The 25565-nt window shown below is 72.9% G+C and carries 24 protein-coding genes; 9 read left to right on the top strand and 15 right to left on the bottom strand.

Translation table 11 applies throughout. From position 1 onward, the window contains the following. Window positions 1–38 precede the first annotated feature (38 nt). The 6 genes from ACWIHY_RS07055 to ACWIHY_RS07030 all read right to left on the bottom strand — a co-directional run bounded on the left by ACWIHY_RS07055 (window position 39) and on the right by ACWIHY_RS07030 (window position 7868). Window positions 39–941 (bottom strand): NAD-dependent epimerase/dehydratase family protein, encoded by a 903-nt coding sequence (locus ACWIHY_RS07055; protein ID WP_454374595.1) that lies wholly within the window; start codon window positions 939–941, stop codon window positions 39–41. A 7-nt stretch (window positions 942–948) separates the two neighbouring features. After that, window positions 949–1662 (bottom strand): nucleotidyltransferase family protein, encoded by a 714-nt coding sequence (locus ACWIHY_RS07050; RefSeq protein WP_454374594.1) that lies wholly within the window; start codon window positions 1660–1662, stop codon window positions 949–951. 32 nt (window positions 1663–1694) lie between these two features. Next, window positions 1695–2720, bottom strand: coding sequence for an SDR family NAD(P)-dependent oxidoreductase (locus ACWIHY_RS07045; protein ID WP_454374593.1), 1026 nt, complete (start codon window positions 2718–2720; stop codon window positions 1695–1697). 52 nt (window positions 2721–2772) lie between these two features. After that, entirely contained in the window at window positions 2773–4134 is a 1362-nt protein-coding gene (locus ACWIHY_RS07040) for a hypothetical protein (RefSeq protein WP_454374592.1), read from the bottom strand. Then, on the bottom strand, window positions 4131–5636 hold the full coding sequence (pelF, locus tag ACWIHY_RS07035; protein WP_454374591.1) for a GT4 family glycosyltransferase PelF: 1506 nt from the start codon (window positions 5634–5636) through the stop codon (window positions 4131–4133). Before pelF ends, ACWIHY_RS07040 begins: the two co-directional genes overlap by 4 nt. Window positions 5637–5705: 69 nt before the next feature. Beyond that, window positions 5706–7868 (bottom strand): hypothetical protein, encoded by a 2163-nt coding sequence (locus ACWIHY_RS07030; protein ID WP_454374590.1) that lies wholly within the window; start codon window positions 7866–7868, stop codon window positions 5706–5708. Between the two features lie 452 nt (window positions 7869–8320). Here ACWIHY_RS07030 and ACWIHY_RS07025 point away from each other — a divergent pair, with 452 nt between their 5' ends. After that, window positions 8321–8473: a hypothetical protein gene (locus ACWIHY_RS07025; RefSeq protein ID WP_454374589.1), complete on the top strand. Its 153-nt coding sequence runs from the start codon at window positions 8321–8323 to the stop codon at window positions 8471–8473. Window positions 8474–8486: 13 nt separating this feature from the next. On the opposite strand, the gene ACWIHY_RS07020 is transcribed toward ACWIHY_RS07025, so the two are convergent. Then, on the bottom strand, window positions 8487–9746 hold the full coding sequence (locus ACWIHY_RS07020) for an acyl-CoA dehydrogenase (protein WP_454374588.1): 1260 nt from the start codon (window positions 9744–9746) through the stop codon (window positions 8487–8489). A gap of 223 nt (window positions 9747–9969) precedes the next feature. Continuing rightward, a complete protein-coding gene (locus ACWIHY_RS07015) occupies window positions 9970–10428 on the bottom strand; it encodes an RrF2 family transcriptional regulator (RefSeq protein WP_454374587.1) in 459 nt (152 codons plus the stop codon). Window positions 10429–10547: 119 nt separating this feature from the next. On the opposite strand from ACWIHY_RS07015, the gene ACWIHY_RS07010 reads away from it, so the two are divergent. After that, window positions 10548–10772: a hypothetical protein gene (locus ACWIHY_RS07010; RefSeq protein WP_454374586.1), complete on the top strand. Its 225-nt coding sequence runs from the start codon at window positions 10548–10550 to the stop codon at window positions 10770–10772. Between the two features lie 55 nt (window positions 10773–10827). Here the strand turns inward: ACWIHY_RS07010 and ACWIHY_RS07005 are convergent, their stop codons facing one another. Further along, window positions 10828–11682 (bottom strand): (2Fe-2S)-binding protein, encoded by an 855-nt coding sequence (locus tag ACWIHY_RS07005; protein ID WP_454374585.1) that lies wholly within the window; start codon window positions 11680–11682, stop codon window positions 10828–10830. A gap of 304 nt (window positions 11683–11986) precedes the next feature. Here ACWIHY_RS07005 and ACWIHY_RS07000 point away from each other — a divergent pair, with 304 nt between their 5' ends. The 4 genes from ACWIHY_RS07000 to ACWIHY_RS06985 all read left to right on the top strand — a co-directional run bounded on the left by ACWIHY_RS07000 (window position 11987) and on the right by ACWIHY_RS06985 (window position 18096). Continuing rightward, on the top strand, window positions 11987–13177 hold the full coding sequence (locus tag ACWIHY_RS07000; RefSeq protein ID WP_454374584.1) for an ATP-grasp domain-containing protein: 1191 nt from the start codon (window positions 11987–11989) through the stop codon (window positions 13175–13177). Beyond that, window positions 13174–14967 carry an IucA/IucC family protein gene (locus ACWIHY_RS06995; RefSeq protein WP_454374583.1) on the top strand — a complete coding sequence of 598 codons (1794 nt, stop codon included), beginning with the start codon at window positions 13174–13176 and terminating at the stop codon, window positions 14965–14967. The genes ACWIHY_RS07000 and ACWIHY_RS06995 overlap by 4 nt, the downstream gene beginning before the upstream one ends. A 163-nt stretch (window positions 14968–15130) precedes the next feature. Continuing rightward, window positions 15131–16894, top strand: coding sequence for an IucA/IucC family protein (locus ACWIHY_RS06990; RefSeq protein ID WP_454374582.1), 1764 nt, complete (start codon window positions 15131–15133; stop codon window positions 16892–16894). Then, window positions 16891–18096 (top strand): type III PLP-dependent enzyme, encoded by a 1206-nt coding sequence (locus ACWIHY_RS06985; protein WP_454374581.1) that lies wholly within the window; start codon window positions 16891–16893, stop codon window positions 18094–18096. The genes ACWIHY_RS06990 and ACWIHY_RS06985 overlap by 4 nt, the downstream gene beginning before the upstream one ends. Before the next feature lie 13 nt (window positions 18097–18109). Here ACWIHY_RS06985 and ACWIHY_RS06980 read toward each other — a convergent pair whose 3' ends face one another. Continuing rightward, window positions 18110–18940 (bottom strand): TetR/AcrR family transcriptional regulator, encoded by an 831-nt coding sequence (locus ACWIHY_RS06980; protein ID WP_454374580.1) that lies wholly within the window; start codon window positions 18938–18940, stop codon window positions 18110–18112. Here ACWIHY_RS06980 and ACWIHY_RS06975 point away from each other — a divergent pair. Next, window positions 18926–19381: an SRPBCC family protein gene (locus ACWIHY_RS06975; RefSeq protein WP_454374579.1), complete on the top strand. Its 456-nt coding sequence runs from the start codon at window positions 18926–18928 to the stop codon at window positions 19379–19381. The two genes, ACWIHY_RS06980 and ACWIHY_RS06975, sit on opposite strands and share 15 nt — an antisense overlap. 33 nt (window positions 19382–19414) lie before the next feature. Beyond that, on the top strand, window positions 19415–21052 hold the full coding sequence (locus ACWIHY_RS06970; protein WP_454374578.1) for a phytoene desaturase family protein: 1638 nt from the start codon (window positions 19415–19417) through the stop codon (window positions 21050–21052). Between the two features lie 119 nt (window positions 21053–21171). Here ACWIHY_RS06970 and ACWIHY_RS06965 read toward each other — a convergent pair whose 3' ends face one another. Together ACWIHY_RS06965 and ACWIHY_RS06960 are read right to left on the bottom strand one after the other, a co-directional pair. Then, entirely contained in the window at window positions 21172–21612 is a 441-nt protein-coding gene (locus ACWIHY_RS06965) for an ANTAR domain-containing protein (RefSeq protein WP_454374577.1), read from the bottom strand. 227 nt (window positions 21613–21839) lie between these two features. Continuing rightward, window positions 21840–22556, bottom strand: coding sequence for a flavodoxin family protein (locus ACWIHY_RS06960; protein ID WP_454374576.1), 717 nt, complete (start codon window positions 22554–22556; stop codon window positions 21840–21842). A 280-nt stretch (window positions 22557–22836) separates the two neighbouring features. Between ACWIHY_RS06960 and ACWIHY_RS06955 the strand changes: the two genes are divergently transcribed. Further along, entirely contained in the window at window positions 22837–23271 is a 435-nt protein-coding gene (locus ACWIHY_RS06955) for a hypothetical protein (protein ID WP_454374774.1), read from the top strand. Window positions 23272–23353: 82 nt separating this feature from the next. On the opposite strand, the gene ACWIHY_RS06950 is transcribed toward ACWIHY_RS06955, so the two are convergent. The 3 genes from ACWIHY_RS06950 to ACWIHY_RS06940 all read right to left on the bottom strand — a co-directional run. After that, the gene (locus tag ACWIHY_RS06950) at window positions 23354–23740 is read right to left on the bottom strand and encodes a hypothetical protein (protein WP_454374575.1); all 387 of its coding nucleotides are present in this window, start codon (window positions 23738–23740) and stop codon (window positions 23354–23356) included. Window positions 23741–23766: 26 nt separating this feature from the next. Further along, window positions 23767–24642: a C40 family peptidase gene (locus ACWIHY_RS06945; RefSeq protein ID WP_454374574.1), complete on the bottom strand. Its 876-nt coding sequence runs from the start codon at window positions 24640–24642 to the stop codon at window positions 23767–23769. A gap of 15 nt (window positions 24643–24657) precedes the next feature. Beyond that, window positions 24658–25565: WD40 repeat domain-containing protein (locus tag ACWIHY_RS06940; protein ID WP_454374573.1), on the bottom strand; the 908-nt coding region annotated here is incomplete at its 5' end.

Genomic DNA, 25565 nt, shown 5'->3' with positions numbered 1-25565 from the left:
CGGCGGCACCGGTCGGGGCTGCGGCTGCGGCTCCGCCTTCACCGGGCTGCCGGGACGGAGTCCTCGGGCAGCGACCGCCACAGGTCGGACAGCGACTCGGCGAGAGTGAGCCGCGGCTGCCAGCCCAGCGCGGCCCGCGCAGCCGCGATGTCCGCGCACTGCCAGGAGACCGCCGACGAACGGGCCGACCCTCCGCTCGTCTCCTCGACGCCGCCGCCGAATCCGGCGGCCCGGACGAGCCCGCGGGCGATCTCGCGGACGGCGGTCGCCCGGCCACTGCCGATGTTGAGTACGGGGGGCAGCGGTCCCGGGAGCGTCGCCGCGAGGACGGCGGCGCGCGCCACGTCCCGCGCGTCCACGAAGTCGCGGTACGCCGACAGGTCCCCGACCCGCACGGTCCCCGACGCCCCGGCCCGGCGCAGTTCACCGGCGAGCCGTCCCGGCAGCCCGGCGGTCGGCGCGCCGGGGCCCACCGGGTTGAAGACGCGCAGCACCACGGCGTCGAGACCCGCGGCGGTCACGGCGGCCGTACCGGCGAGTTTCGTCGCCCCGTACGGTCCCTGGGGGCGGGTGGCCGCGTCTTCCGCAACGGCCACACCGTGCGCGGTGGGCCCGTACTCGGCCGCCGAGCCCAGGTGGACCAGGCGGGCGCCGGGCGCCGCCGCGAGCAGAGCCTCGCAGAGCGCGGCGGGCCCCCGGGCGTTGACATCCGTGAGCTGTACGGGGCTTCCGGCCACCAGACCGGCGCAGTTGACGACGACATCGGGCCGGGCGCCGCGCAGCGCCCGCGCGAGGACGTCCGGGTCGGCGCTGAGATCGAGCGGCACATCGGCGGCCGGGGACCGCCCGCCGCCGAGCAGCCGCACGCCCGGCAGGGCGCGCAGCTGCTCGGCGGTGTGCCCGCCCAGGAATCCGGTGGAGCCCAGGACGAGAATGCGCATGTCCGGCTCACGCCCCCTTGAGGAGCAGGCCGCGGTGGGTGGTGAACTCCGCGTTGGCCCGGTCGTAGTCGTCGGGACGGCCGATGTCGAGCCAGTAGCCCTCGAACTCGTAGGCGTGCGGGGGCGTTTCGGCGCCGAGCAGGTCGAGGACCAGCTCGTCGAAGCCGAGCGGCAGGCCGGGGGTGTACCCGGCGAGCGTCTCCCGGGAGAGCCCGTAGACGCCCATGGAGACCCGGTAGTCCATGCTCGGCTTCTCGGCGAAACCGACGACCCGGCCTCCCTCCGTCGTCAGGACGCCGAAGTCGATGGCGACCTTGCGGGAGTACGTGGCGACGGTGAGCGGCGCCGCGGACGCGCGGTGTTCCCGGAGTACGTCCCCGTAGTCGAGGTCGGTCAGGATGTCGCCGTTCATCACCAGGAATTCGTCGGGCAGCCGGTCCATCATGGTGAGCAGTGGGCCCATCGTGCCGAGCGGGCTGTCCTCCGTCGAATAGCCCACGCGCAGCCCCCACTGCGAGCCGTTGCCGACGTACGCGCGGATGATGTGGCCGAGGTGGCCGATGGCGATGGTGCAGCTGGTGAAGCCGCTCGCGGCCAGCTGCCGGAGCACGATCTCCAGGATCGCGTGCTGGTCGCCGATGGGAACGAGCGGCTTGGGAAGAGCCGTCGTGTACGGCCGCAGCCGAACGCCCTTGCCACCGGCGAGGATCACTGCATGCATGGAAGCCCCCTGTACGTCGCGTGCGGTCGGAGTCATATGTTGTAGATGCCGGTCTTGTACCGGGAGAGATTGCCCGGGTCGCGGAAGAAGTCGATGGTGTGGCCCAGCCCCTGCTCCAGGTCGTGCGCGGGCTGCCAGCCGGTGGCGGTGCGCAGCCGTGTGGCGTCCGCGACCAGTCGCATCACCTCGGAGGCGGCCGGCCGGATGCGCTGTTCGTCCTCGCGTACGTCGAGGTCGGCGTCCATCAGCTTGCCGATGAGCCGGGTCAGTTCGCCCACCGAGATCTCGCCGCCCGTGCCGGCGTTGAAGGTCCGTCCCACGACCGCGTCGGCGGGCGCGGTGCCGACGGCGATGAAGGCGCGCGCGGTGTCCTTGACGTACAGGAAGTCACGGGTGGGGCGGAGGTCCCCGAGGGTGATGGTCCGCTCCCCGGCCGCGACCTGGCCGATGACGGTGGGGATGACCGCCCGCATCGACTGGCGCGGGCCGAAGGTGTTGAAGGGGCGCAGGGTGACGACGGGGGTTTCGAAGCTCGCGTGGTAGCTGTCCGCGAGCCGGTCGCCGCCGGCCTTGGACGCGGCGTACGGCGACTGCGTGCTGATGGGGTGGTCCTCGGTGATCGGCACGGTCTGCGCGGTGCCGTACGTCTCGCTCGTCGAGGTGTGCACCAGGCGCGGGGTGCCCTGCCTGCGCACGGCTTCGAGGACGTTGAGGGTGCCCGTGACGTTGGTGTCCACGTAGCTGTGCGGGGCCTGGTAGGAGTACGGGATCGCGATGAGGGCGGCCAGGTGATAGACGGCCTCCGCTCCGTCGATCAGCTGGTTGACCGAGCCCGGGTCGCGGACGTCACCGAGGACGATCTCGACCTGGTCGAGCGTCTCGGCGGAGAGGGTCTCCAACCACCCGTAGGAGGAGAAGGAGTTGTACTGGGCCATGGCGCGGACCCGGTGGCCGGCCGCGACGAGCGCCTCGGTGAGATGGGACCCGATGAAGCCCTCGGCGCCGGTGACGGCGACAAGTGACGATGCTGGTGCGGGCGCTGGTGCTGGTGCTGTCACGGGGACGCTCCTCTGTAGGTGAAGGGAGTGCGGGATACGAGCGGTTCGGGGTTCAACGGTGTGCGGTGGGCCTGCCGAGGATCCGGCAGGCCAGGAACAGGAGGACGAGGGCCGCGGCGGTCCGGCAGATCAGCTGCCCGGTCGCGGTGGAGAACCCGGCGGCCGGCGCGGCGGCTTCGGCCGCGGCGGCGGCGATACAGACCGCCGCCGGTGGCCAGGCCACACCGAACGCCTGGAGCAGCAGGGCGGTCCACAGCACCGCCCCGAGCCCGAGCAGCGGGGCCGGGCCGGTCCCGGCGAGCAGGGCGCCGGCCGCCAGCAGGGCGAGGTACGCACCGAGGCACAGCGCCAGGGCGCGGGCGGCGCGCACGGTGAAGCCCCGCGGTTCGGTGCTGGCGCGCAGCGCCGCGACGGCGAGACCGCGATAGCGGTAGAGCAGCCACTCGGCGAAGCCCATGCTGAGCGTGAGGACGACCACGGCGTACGGGTCCGTGGCCCCCGTGAGCATCGCGAGCACCCCGGCCGCCAGGCCGAACAGCCCGTAGGGCAGGGACCGCACCAGTGCGGGCGCGGCGCCCGCGGGTGCGGGGCCCGCGCGCAGGGCGCTCCGTATCCCGTGGCCGGCCGCGAGCGTCGCGAGCCCGGCGGTGGCGAGCAGCAGGACCACGACCACGGCGGCAGGCGGCTGCCACCACAGCGTGACGGCGGCGCCCCCGGTGACGGGCAGCAGCGCCAGCAGCAGCGCGCGTTCGCGGCCGAGGACGAGGAGTACGGTGGCCGCGCCCAGGTAGCACGACTGCCCGGCCGCGAAGGCCGCGGCCGTCCCGGGGCCCGCCAGGAGCAGACCGGCCACCGCTGCCGGCAGCACCCCGAGGGGGGCGCCGAGCCGCAGGGTGCGGCCCGCGGCGGCGGCACCCGCCGTCCCGAGTCGCAGATACGCACGGTGACTGAGCGCCTGATTCCACGCCCACGCCGCCAGCCCCGCGGCGACGAGCCCGGCCACGGCCCGGGCGCCTCCCAGCAGCCCGGAGCCCAGTACGTAGGCCAGGCCGGGGAGCGCGAACACCAGTCCGCGCAGGGCGCACCGCACGTGGTCGGGGCGCCAGGGGTCGGCTGTCGGCGGCGGTTCGGGGTAGTGCCGGGGCACCCGCTCGTACAGGTCTTCGGCCAGCGCGAACAGGCCGGGGCGTGCGTAACGCGTACTGATCTGATCAGCCGTCAGGCCGTCGGACTCCAGGAGGGCCGCGACCTCGTAGGGATGGACGGCGGCGGACACGGGCTCCATCAGCCGGTCGGCGAGTTCGTCGATCGGATCGGCGGCCCAGCTCGGCCGCCGCCTGCCGCCCGTCCGCTGCCGGGGCAGGGTGGGCAGGCTGCCGCCCTCGCCCGGCAGCAGACGCAAGGGGCCGCTCATACGAGGACTCCCGCGCGCCGGTCTTCCGGCCACGCTGCGGATCCGGCGTCGCTCGCCGCTTCCCCGCCAGCCAGTTCGGTGTAGATCGAGCGGAAGGTGTCGACGGTCTGGCGGAGCGTGAACTGCTCGATGACGCGCAGCCGCGCGCCCTCGCCCATGGCGGTCCTGCGCACCGGGTCGCGGAGCAGTTCCAGGGCCGCGCGGGCCATGGCCTCCGGTTCCCTGGGCGGCACGACCAGGCCGGTGTCGCCGACCGCCTCCCGCACGCCGCCGACATCGGTGGAGACGGTGGCCCGCCCGCAGGACATGGCCTCGATGAGAGTGAAGGGGAAGCCCTCGCTGATGCTGGAGAGCATCACGGCGTTGCCCGCCGCGTAGGCGTCGCGGATGTCCTCGACCCGGCCCTCGAAGACGACCGCGTCCGCGTGGCCGAGCTCCGCCGCGAGCGCCTCGCAGCGCTCCCGGTAGGCCTCGCCGCCGCGCGGGGTGCCGCCGAAGAGCCGCAGCCGGGCCTCCGGTATCTCGGCCCTGACCAGGGCGAAGGCCCTGATGAGGGTCTCCAGGTCCTTGATCGGGTCGACCCGGCCCGCCCAACTGAGGGTGGGGACGTCCGGCTCGGGTCCGGCGGCCGGGAAGGCCGCCGGGTCGACGCCGTTGTAGACGGTACGGATCAACTCCGGTGCCGCCCCGCCCTGTTCCTCCCAGAGCCGGTTGTAGCGGTTGCCCGGCGTGATCAGGGCAGCGGTGCGGTACGTCTCCTCGGCGAGCAGCCGGAAGAAGCCGAGGAGCAGCGCCTTGACCGGCCACCGGTAGGGGCCGGTGCGGTAGCCGAGGTAGCGCTCCCGCAGGTAGACGCCGTGCTCGGTGAGCAGCAGCGGCACGCCGTGCAGCCGGTGCGCGACGAGCCCGGGCAGCACCGCCAGGCCGCCGCTCACCGCGTGGGACACGCCCTGCTCGGGCGGCGCGGCGGTGAGCGGACGCAGGGCGTGTTCCAGCAGATCGGTGGCGGTCAGGGCGTCGTGCAGGGTGGGCCGCGCCGCGTGCACCGGCAGGCCGGGCCGGCTCCACACGGCTGCCAGGACGCCGACGGCCTGGTCCGTGCGCAGGGCGGGGGCGAGCAGGCCGTCCCGCGCGGCCCGGGCCAGCTCGTGCAGCGCGGGACCGAACTGGTCCTCGGCGCGGGGGTCGAGGAGCGCCGTTAGGAAGCGTTCGTACGCCGCCATCAGCTGTCGGCGGCGACGGCCGCGCGGCGCCCTGCCGACCGGGTCGGGGCCCCACATGGGGACCGTGACGGGAGGTGCGACATGGCCGGGCAGCTCCCAGGCGAGCGGTTCCCGGCCGGTGCCGGTCACCGCGACGACCCGGAAGTCGAAGTCGGGCATCGCCTGGACGAGCTGGTCGCACCACACGCTGACGCCGCCGTGGCTGTGTGGGTAGGTGCCTTCGGTGAGAAGTGTGACCCGGACCGCGCCGGACAGCGGCGGGCGGAGTAAATCGGGCATGACGAGATGGTCCCCCGTGGAGATGATGCTGGTCGTGTCTGGGCCGGGCCGGTCAGGCGGTGCCGCAGGTCACCCTGTGACGCCGTACGGCACTCTCTGGCGCACCCCGGCCGGCACCGGCAGGCGACGCGCACTGTCCTGCACCGGGTCGGCCCGGTCCGCCGGCGCGGCCTGGGCGATGGTGCCCGCGGGCAGCGTGAGCGTCACCCGGTCCTGGAGCAGCGCGGGCGAGACCCAGCCCGAGAGCGCTCCGGCGTACGGGCTGCCGAAGGCCTGGGAGCCGAGCAGTGTGTTCTGCCGGGTGCCGGCCGGCATGGTGGCGGTGGCACGCACGCCGCCCGGTGCCCGGACGGTGACGGTGTCGCCGATCCGGTACGCCGTCACCTGGCCGGCCTTGACCGCGGTGTTCCAGGCGGCCCGGTCGCGCAGTTCGGCGCCGATCTGCTGCTGACGGAGGTTGACCAGCGGGGTGTTGGCGGCGTACAGCCCGGTGTAGTCGTCGATGACGCGGTTCAGCACCGGGTAGGCGATGCGGTCCTCGGCGAGGTTGGACTGGTGGATGAAGTGCGGCCGGGGGTCGTTGCCGAGGACGTGGCCGAGGCCGATGCGGGCCTCCAGCGGCACGATGTAGTCGGCGTAACCGGTGACCGTGTCGAGCGGCTCTTCCAGGCACGTCGTGCCGGCGGCGCTCTCGCAGACGCCGCTGCCGCCGTCGGACGCCCGGGTGTAGATCCAGTTGTACTCGTCGATCTGCTCGGTCGTGCGGCCCGCGTTGTAGAACACGTTCATGGGGTAGCGGGGCACGGTGAGCGCCGGGCCCACCTTGCGCTGGGCGCGGTCACGGGAGTTGTCGGAGCCGAGCCAGGTGATGGCGTTGTCGGCGAGAGCGGGCCCGAGGTTGGGGTTGTCGTCGGGCTGCTGCGGAAGGATCTTCAGCCCGGAGTGTTCACCCGTCACCAGTTCACCGGTCTCCAGGGGGAGTCCGGCGCGCTGGGCCCACGCGCGGTTGTCGCGGATCTGGGTGGAGATCTCGGCGCGGGTGACGTACTTCGTGCTGCCGTCGGCGTTCCTGGCACAGACCCAGGGGACGACCGTGACGTCCTGGACGCAGCCGAGGAAGGGGTGGTTGTACGTGTGGTTGATCCACCGGTAGGTGTTCTTGTCGGCGGTCAGCTGCTGCGCCAGGGGGTCGGTGCCGCCGTGCTCCTCCTTGTAGAGCTCGCTGCCGCCGCCGTTGTACGCCATGTCCAGGGTGAACCCCTTGGCCGCAGACCACTCGGCGGCGTACTGCGCGTCGGCGGCCGTCATCCGGATCGGGTCGGGCTCACCGCCCTGCCCCGGGGCGCAGTCCACGTCGCCGGGGGTGCAGTTGAGTTCGGTGTCCCAGCGGTCGTCGGCGGCGAAGACGTCGTCGACGTGCACCGCGAAGTAGTTGCGGGACGCGCCCAGCCGCACGCCCTGGGTCATCCAGTCCACGATGCCGCGGGCGAGCAGCCGGAACTGCTGCTGGTACTGGTTGTAGACGAAACCGACGACCAGCTCGCGGCGCCCGTCGTGCCGGTACTCGCCGACGATCGACCCCCGCGCCTGCGTGCCCGGCAGCGGCGCCTCGACGTAGCTGGTGAAGTCCGCGCCCGGCAGGGGCTTGGCGACGTAACCGTAACTCTCGCTCACCGAGGGGGAGTTGTCCTCGAAGGGTATGCCACCGTCGAGGTAGCCGAAGGGGCCTGCGGCCCCGGCGGCCGTCACCTCGGCGCGTACGCCGTCCAGGGACCCGCTGTAGCCGCCGTTGGCGGGGTGGTCGAGACCGACCTCGGGGCGGGCGTAGGTGTACGCGTCGACCTGCGGGACGGCGAAGGTCTTCTCGTACGAGACGAGCGCTTCCATCTCGGCCGAACCGGCGCCGAACGGGTTGTCGTTGGGCAGCACCACGGCCTGGTACTTGGCCCGCGGACGGCCGTCGAGCGTGTCGGCGAGGAATCCGCCCCCGATCCTCGGGCGGTCCGGGCGGGTCAGGTCGAGGACCGTGTACGGCGTGCCCGCCCCGTCGAGTTCCGAGGTGATCGCCGCGGTGGCGGGGCCTCCGTCGCTCACGACCAGGACGCGCAGGTCGACGCGTGGTGGCGCCGGGGCCGCCGCGGCCGCGTTCGCCGGCGCGAAGAGCGTCGCCACGAGCGCGGCGGACAGCGTGGATCTCGCGGCCCATCGGACCGTACGGCTTGTGAAGTGCATGGGTCCCTCCCCGCAAGGGGCATGCCGGACGTGCGACCGGCGTGCCCCTGCCCCCAGCGGAACGGGCGCTCGGACAGCCGCCGCCCGCATCCCGCTCTGTCGGATCACATAGTGGGGTCAGCCATGGAGGTTTTGTGAGGGCGTCGTGAAACCTGGCGAGAAACACACCCGCCCGCATCGCGCCCGGACCCCCTCGGCCGGCTCGCTGGAAACCCCTGCGGCACCACAGGGGGCAGGGATTCCGTTTCTCCGCCACAGCTCACGGGTGCTGCGGGCGCTTGCGGCGCTGACCGGCGCACTCATGTGGTCCAGACCATAGAAAGCATTCTGGAGCCAGTCATCGATTTCAGCCACGCCGGCCGTCGGCCGCACGGCGGCGCGGACGGTTCGAGAGGCCGGCCGGACGGAACGGAGCGTCGTGCGGCCCGGGTTTGCGGCCAACGACCCCGTGCGTGACCGCTGCCCTGATCCTGACCGGCCTGATGCCGCGCGTTGTCGCCCTGCCGCTCGCCCCGCACTCCGGTGAGGGGGTGTCGTCGCGCTGGGCCGTGAAGAGGGTCTTCCCCCGGTTCGGCGACGTGCGTGACACGGCGGACTACGGCTGAATCGGGGGTGTGCTCAGCTGCCCGGTGTAAGACGGGGGTGCGCTCCGTTGAGGTAGTGGTCGCCGATGTCGCGGAGCCTGTGGGCGGTGGAACTCCGTGCCGTCAGGACGTGTGCGTTGCGCCAGAAGCGGTCCAGTCCGGCGCCCCCGTCCAGGGAACCGGCGTCGTCGGTGAGGTCCAGGGCGCGGGCGGTGATGTGCGCGGCGGACCTGACGGTGACAGCCTCGGCGGCGGCGACCTGCACCGCGATGTCCGCGCAGCTGTCGACGCCGAGTTCCTGCCCCGTCACAAGCCCCCGTGCCAGCGCCTCTGTCGCCCGCTCGACGACGGCAGCGGCGGTGTGCGCGGCGGTCGCCAGTTCTCCGTAGGCGAGGAGTACGTACGGGTCCTCGCCCGGCCGCTCCGCGTACGCGTCGCCCGCGCCCGAGGACGTCCGTGCGGGCGGCATGGTCCGGCTGATGTCCCGCGCCTCGGCCAGGGCCCCTTCGGCGATTCCCAGGCAGACATGGGTGAGCAGGAGATCCAGTGCGACAGGGGCGAGCGACGTGAAGGGGGAGACGGTGTGCTCGTCGGGCGAAAAGGTGCCGAGCACGTCGTCCGCGCCCACCGGGACGTTGTCGAAACCGACGCTGCCGGCTCCGGTGAGGCGCTGGCCGAGGCGTTCGTCCGCCGCGTCGGCCAGTACGCCCGCGTGCGCCGGGTCCACGAGGACGATCGGCAGTTCACCGGTGCTCGTACGGCTCGCGGTGAGGACCAGCCGGTCGGCCACCGTGACCCCCGCGCGGAAGTCCCGGCGGCCGTTGAGTACGTAGCCTCCACGGGCCGGTGTGAGCGTGAGGCCGGGCCCCTCGTCCGTCTCCGCGGGGCGCGTGCTGCCGCCGAGCAGCCACTGGCCCTCGGCGGCCCGGCTCTCGAACGCGAAGGACTTCTCCGGGGCGCCGAAGAAGCGGGCGCTCCAGGACAGTGCGTAGTGGCGGGCGAGCAGTTCGCCGATGGAACTGTCGGCCGCCGAGATCTCCCGGACGACGGCGCAGGCGGTACCCCAGTCGGTCCCCGGACGCGGCGCGGGCCCCGGCGGGGTCAGCAGCGCCGGCAGGCCGGCCTCGCGCAGTCGCGCGACCTCGTCGAACGGCGGCTTGCCCGCGCGGTCCCGGACGACGGCGTCCGCGGCGAGATCGTCCGCGAGCTCCCGGGTGACACGTGGCCATATCGCCTCGTCGGCCGGCGGGTTCGATCCGCCGGAAGCCTTCCCGGCGGCAGGTTTCTTCGGCACTCCGCCGCTCACCTCGGTCCTGACGCGGGTCGCGGACGTGGCGCGCGTCCAACGGGCGGCGTTCTCACGGGCGTTCTCCGGCCATCTCGCGGTCCCCGATCCCTAGTATTCCCACTGGATTGGTAGGGATTCTGGCAGAGGTCGCTCCCCGGCCCAAGGGGGCGACCAAGGGGTGGACTTCAGGTACCGGCTTTTGAGACGGCCGATCGGCCGGCCCGGGTGGTCAGGGGTTCGTCCAGGCGTCGGGCTCGGCGGCGAGGGCGGTCACGGTGGCGGGCAGCTCGGCCGACGCGAGGTCGGCGAGGGTCACGCCGTCGAGGACCTCGCGGACGTTGGCCCGCAGCGCGATCCACAGCGGCAGCAGTGACTCGGCCGGTCCGGTGTACGACAGTTCCGGCGGCCGGACCCCGCGGACCGAGACGAGCGGTCCGTCGACGACGCGTATGACGTCCGCGACGGTGATGGCGCCGGCAGGTTTGGCCAGCCGGTAGCCGCCGTTGCCGCCGCGCCTGCTGAGCACGAGCCCGCCCCGCCGCATGTCGTTCAGGATGCCTTCGAGGAACTTGTGCGGAATGTCCTGGGCCTCGGCGATGGCCTCGGCCTTGAGCGGCTCGGCATCGCCCGCCGCGGCGAGTTGCAGGGCGGCACGTACCGCGTAGTCCGCCTTGGCTGAGATCCGCATGCCCCGCATTATCCCGCACCGGTGCGGGTGCACCCGGGGGAGTGGTTCCCGGCCGCAGGGGCAGGGCGGCGTACCGCTGTCCGGATGCGTCCAGGGCCGTCCGGGGGGACGCTGGACCCATGTCCGGACACATGCCTGTGATCGTTCATCCCCCGCTCGGCGACAGCGGCCGTCGCGTGACCGTGCGTGGTGAGGACTTCGGCCTCGCGTCGGGCCTGCCCGATCTCGTCGAGTTCCTGAATCGCGCCGGGCTCGGCATGGAGGACACCGAAGCCGTGGTGTCCCCGCTGATCGACTGGCGGGGCGGCGGCCCGGACTACTGGGGGCCTGAGCCACGGCAATGAGCCACGCGGACAGCGGGCCGGCCGGCCGCACTGCCGGTGAAGTACGGCGCCGGCTCTACCGGCGCGATGCGGTAAGCCTCTCCAGGCGCTCGCTGTCGCAGACGCGCGGGCAGGTCAGACACGCGTCGTCGGGGCGGATCGTGTAGTAGAGACAGCAGCCCACCCTGGTGCGGGTCGTGTGCGGCAGTCCGCCGCTGTCGCGCAGGCGGCGGAAGTCGGCGCCGCCCGGGAACGGTGCGACCGGCCCGGGGAGCAGCTCGGTGGCGGCGCGGACCGCCCGGTCCTCCTCACCGAGCATGCGGCCGACGTACCAGATCCCGGAGATCAGGTCGTCACCCGCCATGCCCCACAGCACCCTGGGCGCGCGGCGCAGCCGGGGTGCGAGCGCGGTGAGCAGTGGGCGCATGTGTCCGGCCGACGCGGCGCGCAGCTCGGCGCGCAGCGCCTCCTCGTCCGGTACGACGTGTACGCCGGGCGACCCGGCCGCCGGGTCGCCCGGGAGGCAGGTGAACGCCCCCGGCACCACGGCGAAGTCCCCGGTGGCGGGCTCGATGTGCACGTCCTGCGGGCGGAGCCGGGGCACCCGGCGCTCCAGGTACCACGGGCCGCTCATCAGCAGGCAGACCGACCAGAGGTAGTGGTGCAGCGCCCTGGAGGCGGCGACGTGGGGGCGGGCGGTGTGGCCGTGCGCGGCCTCGATGCGCAGGGACTCCGCGCCGACGAAGTCGTCGAGCCGCCCCGGTTCCGCCACCAGGCGCGCTCCGTCGGTCCATCCCTCGGCGGGGTGCGCCGTCCGCGCGACCTCCACGCGCAGCGATCCGCAGACGCGCGCCAGGCGTCGGTACGTTTCGGCCAGTGGTGCGGCGCAACTCGCGCCCGGTGCAGGCGCGGTGGGTGCCGGGGCATGCATCGTCGACTCCCGTCCAAGATCGTTCGATGTAAGGGAAGGCTCACCTTAGTCACAGGTGGGCGGGGATGCGATCGCGGGATGGGCCATGCGGTGGGCCCGCATGCGAAGTTGACAGGCTTAGGTAGGCCTAACCTAACCTTCGCCTCGTGTCCATGAACGAGCCGGGGGCCGCGCCGGGTGCTCCTCCCCCTCCACAACCGCCCGGTGGATCCCGCGCTTTGCCGTCGGCGCCCGCGTGCTGACGGACCGCCTCCGCCCGGCGCGACCGAACCTCCCCACCCCGGCCCGGAAGGGGCTCCCGCCTGTGCGGATGTACCTGCTTGCCCTCAACCCGACCGACTCCGTCTCCGAGGGCTTCCTCCCCGCCGCCCGCGAGCTCGGTATCGGCATCACCCTGCTCACCGACCAGCCCGAGCCCCACCGTCGCCGTGCTCCGGACATCGAGATCCTGGAGTGCGACGTACGCGACCACCGCGCCGTCATCACCCGGATCGCCACCCACCACCCCGCCGACGGGGTCTTCACCAACAGCGACCACCTCCAGACCCAAGCGGCCCTGGCCGCCGCGTACTTCGGCCTGCCAGGCAAGGACTGGCGGGCCACCCTGCGCACCAAGGACAAGGCAGAGATGCGCAGGCACCTCGCGGCCGCCGGGGCCGACGCCGTGTGGTCGGCCGAACTCGCCGCCGGCCAGGACCCCGTGGACCTGCGGGCACGCGCCGTCCCCTACCCCTGTGTGGTCAAACCCCGGGAGGGCGTGGCCAGCGAGGACGTAGTAATGGCCCGGTCGGACGACGAACTGGTCCTGCGCTGCGAGGAGATACAGGCCAGGCGGCCGCAAGCGGCGCTGGTCGTCGAGGAGTACCTCGCCGGGGAGCTCTACACGCTGGAAACCCTCGGCGACGGCCGGCTGCGTCATGTGCTGGGCGGCTTCCACACCGAGGTGTCCGAGCCGCCGTACTTCACCGAGACGCGTCTCACGTACGTCCCCGCGCACCCCGAGTCCGTCCTGGCCCAGGTGTGCGCGCAGCTCGACGCGCTCGGCGTCGGATTCGGCGCCTGCCACACCGAGTTCGTGGTCCACGAAGGCCGGGCGCGCATCATCGAGGTCAACTACCGGGTGATCGGCGACCAGTGCGACCTGTTGCTGCGAGAACTCCTCGGCATCCCGCTGTTCGAACACATCCTGCGTACACACCTGGGCGAGCCGCTTCCCGTCGACCTCGGAGCCCGCTCCGACGGGCGGGCCCGCGTCGACTATGCGTGCGCGCACAGCGCGGGGACCCTTGTCGCGGCGCCGCCGGCCGCCGACCTGTGCGTGGACGGCGTACGACTGGCCTACCGGCCCCTGCGCGAAGTCGGGGAGCGGCACGAACTGCACCACACCAACCGCGACTACATCGGAGCGCTCCGGGCCGTCGGCGACGATCAGGAAAGCGTCGACCGGGCCGTGACGGGCTTCCTCTCCGGGCAGCGCTGGGAGTTCACACCATGACCGCCGCCACGGAGCGGCGCGCGACCGCCGCGCCCGACGCAGACGAAGCCGGACTGCTGCTGCGGGTCCTCAGCGCGCTCCTGCGCGAGGACGTCGTTGGCCTGCGGACGCGCAGCACGCCCCAAAAGCTGCCGGACGGCCGCTGGCTGCGGCTGGCCGGCAGCGAGGGGGACGCGCTGCTGCTCCCGGTCGCCGACGACGGCTTCCAGTGCGCGGACGTCGCCCGGCTGCCGCTGCTCAGACGGGAGTCCGACGGCGCGGAACTGACCAGCACCGACGAGGTCGTCGCGGCGCTCCGCGCCCTGGCCGACCCCGCCGACCGGGGCGGCTTCGACCACTTCGCCGAGGAGTGCCGGCAGACCCTCGACACCGTCCGTCTGCACACCGAGACGCGCGCGGAGGTCACCGAGGCCCTCACCGCCCGGTACGGCCCGGAGCCGGCCGACTGGACCGGCCTGGACGGCGGCCTCGCCCATGACACCCTCGCCGCCCGTCTCGATCACCCCGTCTACCCGACCGCGCGCGGCCGGTCCGGTTTCGGCCGCGCGCAACTCCGTGCCTACGCACCGGAGGTCCACCCGCGCTTCGCCCTGCGCTGGATCGCCGTACCTAAGGGCGCGGTCACCCTGTCCGGCGGCCGGGCGGCGCTGCCCGGCTGCTGGCCCACCCCCGCGCTCCTCGGCCTGCCCGACCTCGAAAGCAGCCATCTCGCCCTCCCCGTCCACCCGCTGTCGGCCGGCGCCCCACTGCGCGACGCCCTGCGCGAGACGGGGCTCACCGGCCGGACGATCCTCGCCACCCACCCGTACCTCGAAGCCGTACCGACCCTGTCGATGCGTACGGTCGGGCTCGTGGCCCACCCCTCCCTCCACCTCAAACTGCCGCTCGCCACCGCCTCCCTGGGACGGCTCAACCGCCGTACGATCAAGCCCGGCACGCTCGTCGACGGCGCGGCGGGACAGCGGCTGCTGGAATGCGTGATCGCGCGCGAGGAGCGGTTCGGCGACACGGTCCTGCTGGCGGACGAGACGACGTACGCCCACGCGGGTCATGAGCTCCTCGCCGTACTCTGCCGCCGCTACCCGGCAGGGCTCGACACGTCGGCTGTCGTCCCCATGGCCGCGCTGCTGAGCGAGGCACCCGACGGCGGACTCGTGATCGACCACCTCGCCGGCCGGTTCTACGGCGGCGACCCCGTCGCCCTGCTCGACGCCTGCCTCACCCTCCTCTTCGACTGGCAGACCACACTCTTCGGGTACGGCATCGCGCTGGAGTCCCACCAGCAGAACATTTCCCTGCTGCTCGACTCCGACGCGACGGGCGCGACCCGGCTGCGGCTCCTGCTGAAGGACAACGACGGTCCACGCCTGCACGCCGTCCGGCTGCGCGCGACCCTCGGGGCCGACGCCCCCGCGCCGTCCGCCTTCGCCGACCGGCGGATCTTCACGGACGACGACCGCCTGCTCACCGACCTGTTCACCACCATCACGGTCCACCTGTGCGCGGGCGCGTACGCCTTCGGGCTCGCCCGGCACGGCCGGGCGCCGCTCGACGCGCTGCTGAGGCTCGTACGCGACCGGCTCGCGGAAGCCGTTGCACGCCTCGGCCACCGGCCCGGCGAGCCCGGCGCGGTGCTGCGGGCCCACGTACTGGACGCGCCACGGCTCCCGGTCAAGGCGATGGTCACCGCGGGCACCCTGCTCAGCAAGGAGCGCTCGGGCGCCGCCGACATCAACAAGCACTACACCGACGGCCCCAACTACCTCCGGCGGATGGGAGACGCGAGATGAGCGGGCCGAGGCCGGCCACCACCCGCGACTCCACCGAAGGCGGCACCGGCTGGTCCCGTCCGGCGCGCCGGTGCTCACCGGCGCCACCGTTGTAGTCACGGGCCCTCATGGCCGATCCCACCACCTTGAGCCACCGTTCGTACCGTCCTCGCAGGAGCCGTTGATGACACTGCCCACCGGCGCCGCACCCCGCCATGCGTCGGCCCCTCGTGGCCTGCCCACCGCCGACGAGGCCGTGACGCACACCCTCCTGAACTGCCTGCTGCGCGAGGTGTCGGGCCCCGAGCACCAGACCGCCGTCGCCGGAGGACGGCTGCTGCTGCGCCTCCCCAGATGCGGCGTACTCCTGCGGATCACGCTGCGCCGTACGTCGCTGCTCGGCGCCCACCGCTTCAGCGGCCCGGTGACCGAGCAGCGGGGCGGTGCCTGGACCGAGGTCGGCTGGCGACGGCTCGCCGACTACGCCCACACCGAGCTCTCCCTCCGTACCGGCCTGCGCAACGAGGAGTTCCTGGAGCAGATCAGCTCCAGCCACCGGGGTGTCAGCGCCGCGCTCGCCGCCGGACCGCGCCCGGCGGCCGCCGACCGGCACGGCTCGTACCTCGCGTCGGAGCAGTCGCTCCTCCTCGGCCACCGTTTCCACCCCGCCCCGAAGGCCCGCACCGGCGCCCCCGGCGCCTGGTCGTCGTACGCCCCCGAAGCGGCGGCGTCCTTCCCGCTGCGCCATCTGGCCGTACGCGAGGAGCTGATCGCCGAGGAATGCGCCGAGCCGGGCGCGGCCGGCCCGCTGGACCGGCTCCACGACGGCGGCACCGGCCCGGATCTCCCGGCCGGCTACCGGCTGCTGCCGGCCCATCCATGGCAGTACGGACTGCTGCGCGAGCACCCCGGGCTCCGGGCGGCGCTGAAGCGCGGCGACGTCATCGATCTGGGGGAGGGACGCACGCCGTTCGCCGCCACGGCGTCGGTGCGCACGCTGTACGACGGAGAGACGTTCCTCAAGTTCAGCCTCAACGTCCGTATCACCAACTGCGTGCGCAAAAACGCCAGTTACGAGCTGGCGGGAGCCGTCGCCCTGACCCGTCTGCTGCGCCCGGTCCTCGCCGGGCTGGCCGTGCGGTTCCCCGGCGCCGCCGTGCTCCGCGAGCCCGCCTACCGCAGCCTCGCCCTCCCGGGCCCCGACGGCGTACCGGACCTCGATCTGCTCGAAGGCTTCGGCGTGATCGTCCGCGAAGGCCTGTCGCGACGCCGGCTGCCCGGCACCACGGCGCTGCTCGCCGCAGCCGTGGCCGACGAGTACCCGACGGGCCCCGCCCACATCTCCCACCTCATCGGCGGGGCCGGCCCGCAGGTCGCGCTGGACTGGTGGGAGGCGTATCTCGACCTGCTCGTCCCGCCCGTCCTCGCCGCCTACTTCGACCACGGCCTGGTCCTGGAGCCGCACCTGCAGAACGTCGTCGTCTGCGTCGACGACGACGGCATGCCCGCCCAGGTGCTCCTGCGTGACCTGGAAGGCACAAAACTCCTTCCGGAGCACCACGCGGACGCGCTCGCCGCGCTCCCGGCCGATGTCGCCGGCCCCATGACGTACGACGCGGAGCGGGGCTGGGACCGGGTGGTCTACTGCCTGCTGGTCAACCACGTCGCCGAGATGCTCGCCGCCCTGGCCGACCTGCATCCGGACACCGAGCCCGCCCTGTGGGCGAAGGTCCGCGCGAGCTTGCGGACCCACGCGAGCCGGTACGGCTGCCCGCCCCGGCTCGCCGCCCTGCTCGCGGGAGTGCCGCTGCCCGCCAAGACCAACCTGCTCACCCGCTGGGAGCGCAAGCCCGACCGCGAGGCCGGTTACGTTCGGCTCCCCTCACCGCTCGCCGAGGACGTCCTCTCCGGGGCGGCCGGCACCGACACCCCTTGGAACGCCCGATGACCTACCCCACCCCCGCGGTACGTGCCCGCGCCCTTTCCCTCCCCCCGGCCGGGCTCCCCGCGTACCTCTACGACGTGGCGGCGCTGCGCGAACACGCCGGAGCGGTACGGGCCGCCCTGCCCCGGCGGATCGAGCTGTACTACGCCGCCAAGGCCAACCCGGACCCGGAGATCCTGACGGCGCTCGCCCCGTTCGTGGACGGCTACGAAGTCTCCTCCGGCGGCGAACTCACCCACGTCCACCAGGCCGTCCCCGGACATCCACTGGCTTTCGGCGGCCCCGGCAAGACACCTGCGGAGATCACGACCGCGCTGGAGCTCGGCGTACGCCGCTTCCACGTGGAGAGCACCTACGAACTGCGGATGCTGGCCGAGCTGACCGCGCGAACGGCCCCCGACGCGCGGGTGGCGGTGCTCCCGCGCTTCAACCTGCCGGTGCCGGACGGCTCCCTGCAGAACAGCTCGCTGACGATGGGCGGCCGCCCGACGCCGTTCGGACTCGACCCGGCGGAGGCCGACGAGACCGTACGTCTCCTCACCGACGGCAGGTATCCCCAGCTGCAGCTGCGGGGCGTCCACGCCCACCTCGCCAGCGGCCTGGAGGCCGCGCCGCTGCTGGCGGTGGCGGAGTCCACAGTCGGCTGGGCCACCGCTCTGGCGGACCGGCACGGCGTGCGGCTCGCGGAGGTCAACGTCGGCGGCGGCATGACGGTGGACTACGCGGAGCCGGAGCGCCGCTTCGACTGGGCGGCGTACGGCAAGGGACTCGGCGAACTGGCGGACGCGCACCCGGAACTGACGATCCGTATAGAACCGGGACGCGCACTCACCGCGTACTGCGGCTGGTACGCCACCGAGGTGCTGGACGTGAAGCACAGCCACGGCGAGGAGTTCGCGGTCGTACGCGGCGGCACGCACCATCTGCGCACTCCGGCCACGAAGGGCCACGACCAGCCGTGTTCCGTACTCCCGGTGGACGACTGGCCGCACCCCTGGCCGCGCTCGGCGGCCCGCCGGGACCTCGTCACCCTCACCGGCCAGCTGTGCACTCCGAAGGACGTCCTGGCCCGCGAGGTCCCGGCGGCGGGGCTGCGGGCGGGCGACCGGGTGGCCTTCTCGCTCGCCGGCGCGTACGCGTGGAACATCTCGCACCACGACTTCCTCATGCATCCGCGTCCCGGCTTCCACTACCTGGGCGCCTGAGGCGTCGGCGTCCTCAGGGCGAGGCGACTGATCGCCCCTCGATGACGACGGCGAAACCGTCCAGCAGCGCGGTCAGGCCCAGCTCGAACAGCACGTCCAGGTCCAGGTCGTAGCCGCCGGCCAGGGCCTCCGCGACCCTGGTGAACGCCGGGTAGTCGCCGGAAGCCGCCAACGCCTCCAGCGCGGGTGTCTGGTGGTCCATCCGGTCGCTCTCCGAGAGGCCGGTGGCAGCCTCGGCCTGAGCCTCCCGTTCCAGGTCGGCCGCCATGCCGTGCAAAAAGCCGTAGCCCAGCACGTGCAGATTCATCATGGTCTCGGGGGTGAGGCCGAGACCGTCCAGCGCGCCCAGCGCCCACTCGGCGTGGACCATCAGGTTCGGCAGCATCAAGGGCCGGGTGAGGGGACTGATGTGTGCGAGCCAGGGGTGGCGGCGGTAGAGCGACCACAGCGTGTGTGAGCTCAGTTCCAGCCGGGCCCGCCAGCCTTCGGGGGCGTCGGCGTCCGACGGGTGGGACAGTTCTCCGTACACCGCGTCGGCCATGAGCAGGACGAGGTCGTCCTTGCTGGTCACATAGCGGTGCGGCGACATGGCGGCGACGCCCAGCCGGGCCGCGACGCCGCGCATCGAGAGCGCGGCCAGCCCCTCGGCGTCGGCGATCGCGACACCTGCCTCACCGACGACCGCGAGCGGCAGGCGGGCTCCGCGGGGGTACGTGCGGAGGCCACCTGCCGGGCCCGTCCGCGCCTCCGGGAGGTCGACGGGCGTACGCCGCCCTAGGGTGGGCACTCGGGGGCCGGTGATCGTTTCTCTCGAGGCGTTGGAGGACCCATGGCTGTACGTCATCAGCTGATCCGTACCTCACCCGAGGCCGTGTGGGAGGTCCTGGCGGACGGGGCGCGGTACAGCGACTGGGTCGTCGGCACGTCGGACTCACGGCCCGCCGACGGCCACTGGCCGGACGTGGGAGCGTCGATCGAGTACACCGTGTGCATCGGGCCCTGGACGCTGACGGGCAGGACGATCGTCCGCCGGGCCGTACCACCGCACGAGCTCGAACTCGAAGTCGACAGCGGTGCGCTCGGCACCGCGCGGATCGCCATTGAGGTCCGCCCCTGGGGGGACCACGCCCTGGTCATCCTCGACGAGCACCCCCTGCGCGGAGTGGGCGGCGCGCTGCACAACGCGGCGCTCGACGCCCTGATCCAGCTGCGCCACCGCAGCATGCTGGGCAGACTGGCCAAGGTCGTAGAGGGGACGCGGCGGCGCGCCGGCGCTCCGTCCTGAACCCGCGCGGCCCAGCGTCAACAGGAGGCAGCGATGCCGGACGCCGTAGTGATCGGCGGGGGCCCCAACGGGCTCGTCGCCGCCAATGTGCTGGCCGACGCCGGGTGGACCGTCGAGGTCCTCGAAGCCCAGCCCGAGCCCGGGGGAGCGGTACGCAGCGACCGGGGAGTCCACCCCGACTACGTCAGCGACCTCTTCAGCGCCTTCTACCCCCTGGCCGCCGCGTCCCCCGTCCTGGCCCGCCTGCGCCTCCACGAGTACGGGCTGCGCTGGAGTCACGCCCCCAGCGTGCTGGCGCATCCGCTGGACGGCGGCCGGTGCGCGGTCCTGCGGCGCCGTACCGCGGACACCGCCGCCGGGCTGGATGCCTTCGCCGCCGGCGACGGAGCGGCGTGGCAGGGACTGTGCGAGGTCTGGGACCGGCTCGGCCCCGACATCCTCGCCTCCCTCTTCACCCCCTTCCCGCCGGTGCGTTCCGCCGTCCGGCTCGCGGCCAGGCTGCGCGGCGCGGGCGGACTGCGTCTCGCCCGGACGCTGCTGCTGCCCGTACGCCGCCTGGGCGAGGAGGAGTTCGAGGGCGAGGCGGGCAGGCTGCTGCTCGCGGGCAACGCCCTGCACGCCGACCTCGCCCCGGAGGCGGCGGGCAGCGGCGGCTTCGGGTGGCTCATGTCCATGCTCGGCCAGAGTTACGGGTTCCCCGTACCGGCCGGTGGCGCGGGCGAGCTCACGGCGGCGCTCGTACGACGCCTGGAGGAGCGCGGCGGGGCCGTACGGTGCGGCGAGCGCGTCGTCGAGATCGTCGTGCGGGCGGGCCGCGCCGTTGCCGTGCGCACCGCGGGCGGCGAGACGGTGCCGGCGCGGCGGGCCGTGCTGGCGGACGTGGCCGTGCCGGATCTCTACGGGGGACTGGTCGACGTACGGCACCTGCCCAGCCGGTTCGTCAGGGACCTGCGCGGCTTCCAGTGGGACTTCGCCACATTCAAGGTCGACTGGGCCCTCGACGGCCGCGTGCCGTGGACCGCGGCGGAAGCGTCGACGGCCGGCACCGTGCACCTGGCCGACGGCGTCGACGCCCTCACCCGGTTCGCCGCGCAGATCGCGACGGGCCAGGTGCCCGACCGGCCCTTCGCGCTGTTCGGCCAGATGACGACGGCCGATGCCTCCCGTTCACCGGCGGGAACAGAGTCGGCCTGGGCGTACACCCATGTTCCGCACCGGATCAAAGGCGACGCGGGCGACGACGGCCTGACGGGCGTATGGGACAAGGGCGAGCAGGAAGCGATGGCGGACCGGGTGGAGGCCCAGGTCGAGCGGTACGCGCCGGGCTTCCGGTCGCGGATCCTGGCCCGTCGCGTCCTCGCCCCTCCGACGCTGGAATCGATGAACGCGAACCTGCACGGCGGCGCGATCAACGGCGGCACCACCGCCATCCACCAGCAGCTCGTCTTCCGCCCGGTCCCCGGCACGGGGCGCCCGGAAACGCCCGTCCAGGGGCTCTACCTCGCCTCGGCCTGCGCACACCCCGGCGGCGGTGTCCACGGTGCTCCGGGCGCCAACGCGGCCCGGGCCGCCCTGCGCGGCCGCTCCCTGGGCAGCGTACTCAGCCGGACCCAGCGCGCCCTCAGCCACCGCGACAGGAGCGGCGAACCCGAGGGCCCCGCCTCGGCGTGACCACGCCTCACCCCTGCCCGGCGGAGACGGCGTTTCCGCCTCCCCGTCGGCCCCGAGCCGCCCCGTCACCGAGAGATCGGGCCCGCCCCGCATCCGCGCGGACAGGGGCGGGCCCCTGCTCACACGGCGGTGTCGGGACGGACGGTGCCGGCGTCGAGCCGTTCGAACGCGTTGTGCAGAGCCGTGCGCAGCGGACCGCTGGGGGGCGGTCCGTCAACGCTGTCGACGAGGCGCTGCGCGATCTCGCGGAGCTCGATGTTGGTGTACCGGGAGACGTCCACCAGGACCTGGAACGCCTCCTCATGAGTGCAGTTTCCCAGCGTCATGACGATGCTGCGCGCCAGGCCGATCACCGGGCGGGTCTCGAAGGTGTGCCAGAGCTGGTTGAGTTCCTTCTTGAGCGCCTTCTCCGCGGGCTCCGGGGGCCGGACCGCTTCGAGGGCGGCCTGCGCGGCGTGGTACTGCGCCGCGTCCGACGCCTGCCAGGACTGGTCGTCGTGTTCCCGGTGCACGGGAGCCTCGCTGTCCGCGGTGACCGTGCGGTTGTCGTTCGTCGTCATGACTCCGGCTCCTTTTGACCAGTCTGCCGGCCGCCCCCGGCACAAGCAGGGGACGGCCGGCGGCCCGCCGTACGGACGTGCTCCTTGCTTGATTCCCTGTTTCTGCCGGTTTGAGCTGTGCGTCTTTTTTCTGTGGTTCTTTTTTCGTTGCGCGGCTTTCGCTGCGCGGTGATGGCGTTCGGGGGCGTGCAGCGGTGCTCGCCGTGCTGACGGCGTGGGCGCGGCGTTCAGCGGTGCTCGGGGTTGGGAAAGTCCGACCGGCAGCCGGCGTCCCACGCCGAGCGCTGGTTTCCGTGGGCGGGGATGCCGCCCGCCTGCTTCAGCATCGCTGCGACGTGCATCAGGTTCCAGCTCATGAAGGCCGTGTTGCGGTTGGTGAAGTCGTTCTCGGGACCGCCCGAGCCCGGGTCCAGGTAGGAGGGCCCGGGGCCCGCCTCGCCGATCCAGCCCGCGTCGGCCTGCGGCGGGACGGTGTAGCCGAGGTGCTGGAGGCTGTAGAGGACGTTCATGGCGCAGTGCTTGACTCCGTCCTCGTTGCCGGTGACGAGAGCGCCGCCGACCCTGCCGTAATAGGCGTACTGTCCCCGGTCGTTGAGGATGCTGGAGCACGCGTACAGCCGCTCGATCACCTGCTTCATCACGGAGCTGTTGTCACCCAGCCAGATCGGCCCGCACAGCACGAGGATGTCGGCCGCCATGACGCGCTCGTACAGCCGTGGCCAGGCGTCGGACTCCCATCCGTGCTCCGTCATGTCCGGCCACACACCGGTGGCGATGTCGAGGTCGACGGCGCGGATCACCTCGGTCGTGACCCCGTTGTTCTCCATCACGCCCCGGCTCCTGTCGATCAGCCCCTCCGTGTTGCTGACCTCGGGCGAGCGCTTGAGCGTGCAGTTGAGGAACAGGGCGTTCAACGTGTCGTAGCGGTACGTCGTCGTGGGCATCGGCGGCTCTCCTCGTGGTGGGTTCGCTCGCCCAACCCTGGCGCAGAGAGCCACGGATCCCGTGCACCGACCCGGCCGCCGGTGTGTGTCCCGGCGCGCCGCCCACCGCGGCCTGCCCCAGGGCCGTGGTGGGGTCAACCCCTACACGAGTCAGGGGTGGGCCCCCGTCCTCCGGGTGATGCCCGATCACCGGGTCGTGGAGTGGAATCGCAGTAACGGTTCAACCGCTCCCCGGAGGCTTTCCGTGACGACCCGCACGCACCCGCGTCCGCTCCCGCCGATGATCGCGGCCTTCGTACGTTTCGTCGTCTGCGGCGGCGGCGTCGGGCTGGCCTCCAGCGGTGTGCTCCTGCTGCTCGCCGACCGGATGCCGCTGGCCGTCGCCAACGCCCTGGTCACCGTCGTGTCCACCCTGATCGCCACCGAACTGCACGGCCGGGTGTCCTTCCGCAGCGGACGCGGCGGCTGGGGCGTCCATCTGCAGTCCGGCCTCACGGTCCTGGTGAGTTACGCCTTCACGACCGGCGCCCTCTTCGCCCTGTACGCCGTCCGGTCCTCGCCCTCGGTCCTGACCGAGCAGGCGGTCTACCTCACGGCTTCCGCACTGGCGGGCATCGGCCGCTTCGCGGTCCTGCGGCTCGTCGTCTTCGCCGACAGCCCCGCCCCCGCCGCCGAACCGGCGCTCAGCAAAGCTGCCGTGGCCATCGCGGCCTAGGGCGGATCGGTCCCGCCGGACGCATGGAGCGGGCCGCCCCTCATCCGCTGGGGGCGGCCCGCTGTTCAGTGCGTGAGTGCGGTCAGCACTCGCGCAGGCCGGGTGCCGGGTCCACCGAGGTGTGGACGTCCACGGCCGCCATGTTGCCCCACTGGCCGTTGTCCAGCTTGGTCCAGTACCAGATGTTGTTGCCGCCCGGGTGGCTGTCGCCACGGCCCCAGCACTGGAACCAGCTGAACGTCGTGTTCATCCGGCCGCGCACCGCCGAGGCGTACGAACGGTGCTCGTAGCCCTTGGCTCCGGCCCGGTTGCCGCAGTACAGCTTGCCGTCCGAGCGGACCCCGCACTCGGCGGCGGGCCCGGCGGGTGCGGCGGTGGCCGGAGCGGTCACGCCCGCCAGGCCGGCCGTCAGAGCGGTCGCGGCGACGGTGATCGCGAGCTTCTTGGCAAGGTTCAGCTTCGGGTTCATGATTTCTCCTTGAGGTGTGGTGCGTCCTACGGACAGGTGGGCACGCCGTCGAGCCAGGCCGGGCCCTTGATGTAGATGTTGGTGATCCACGCCTTGTGGTCCGGCAGATAGGACCAGGCGTCGTTGGTGATGCCTTCGGCGGTGACGGACTGGGCGTGCTTCTGGCACTCGACGTGCACGGACGTCGGCCCGGCGAACCTGTGCACCCGCGCGCTCGTCGTGGACGCCTCGGCATGCGTCCAGACATCCGTGCCCCACGTGCTGAACGTGCCCTGCCCCGGAGAGCCGTTGACACGTACAGCACCGAACCAGTCGCCGCCCAGGCGCACATCGCTGACCGTGATCCGGGTGCCGGACTGCCTCGCCTCGACCATCTTTCCGGCACCGAGGTAGATCGCGACGTGGTGGACCTTGCGGGCGTTCCCGTAGACCAGCAGATCACCGGGGACCAGCGGCCCGGTCCCGTCGGCGGCGCCGAAGCGGGCCGTCGCGTGCGGGGAGTTGTACTGGCTGTGGGCCGTGCCGTTCAGGATGTCCCGGCCGGTCGCCTCGGCGTAGGCGTACCTGACCAGTCCCGAGCAGTCGAAGCCCCGCCGCTGCGGGTCGTGTTCGCTGGCGGGGTCGGTGGGGTCCACCACCCCGTACGTGGGACCCGGAGCCGGGCCGTGGCCGCCGCCCCACGAGTACCAGACGCCGATCTGCGAACAGGCGGTCCGTACCGCCTTCTCGGCGGCCACCGAGGCTCCCGGTGCGAGAACGTCGCACCCTTCGGCGGCCGTCGTACCCGGCGTCGCCGCCTGTCCCGGTCGCTCCGCCGCCTGTGCCGGTCGCTCCGCCGGCCAGGCGACGAGCGACAGCGCGACGGCTGCCGCCGCGGTTGCCGCTCTCCATCGGTTGCGCATGCTTCTGATCCCCGTTCAGTTTCCGTCAGGCTTACGGTGTGGCGGCTCCGGTCCGTTCGGTCCGGCCCTTCGAGCCTGGGTGGTGAAGCCCGCGGCTGTCGAGGATCCAGCTGTCTCCTGGTGCGGCAGGAAACGGGAAACGCCCTGGGAAACAGCCCTGACGTCGGTGTTCCACAGCCGTACGGTGCCGTCGTTGCTGCTGCTGATCAGCTGGTGTGTCCGCGGATCGAAGACGACGCCCCACACCGCGCCGCTGTGGCCGGTGAGCGTGGCGGTGAGCCGGTGCCGACCGGTGTCCCACAGGCGCACGGTGCCGTCACTGCCGCTGCTCGCGAGCAGCCCGCCGTCCACCCCGGCGCCCGTGCCCGGCCCGAAGGCGACCGCCCGCACCGCACCGCTGTGGCCCGCAAGGGTCGCTCTGCCCCGGTGGTCCGCTGTGTCCCACAGACGAACCGTCCCGTCGTTGCCGCTGCTCGCGAGCGTCCGCCCGTCCCGGCTGTACGCCACACCGCGCACCGAGCCCGTGTGGCCGCGCAGCACAGCGCGCCCTCTGCGGTCCGCCACGTCCCACAGCCGCACGGTCAGGTCGTCGCCGCCGGCCGCCAGCGTCGCGCCGTCCGGGCTGAACGCGACGGCGTTCGCGAAGTCCTGATGGCCCGTGAGGGTGGTGAGGAGTCTGTGGCGGCGTACGTCCCAGAGCTTGACCGTGCGGTCGGCGCCGGCGGAGGCGATGAGGTGGCCGTCGGGGGAGAAGGCGACGCCGAAGACGGAACCGGTGTGTCCGGTGAGGGTGGTGAGGAGTCGGTGGCGGCGTACGTCCCAGAGTCTGACCGTGCGGTCGGCGCCGGCGGAGGCGATGAGGTGGCCGTCGGGGGAGAAGGCGACGCCGAAGACGGAACCGGTGTGTCCGGTGAGGGTGGTGA

This window comes from Streptomyces sp. NPDC055287, from assembly GCF_053646035.1.
This window is presented reverse-complemented; position numbering and strand designations above follow the sequence as displayed.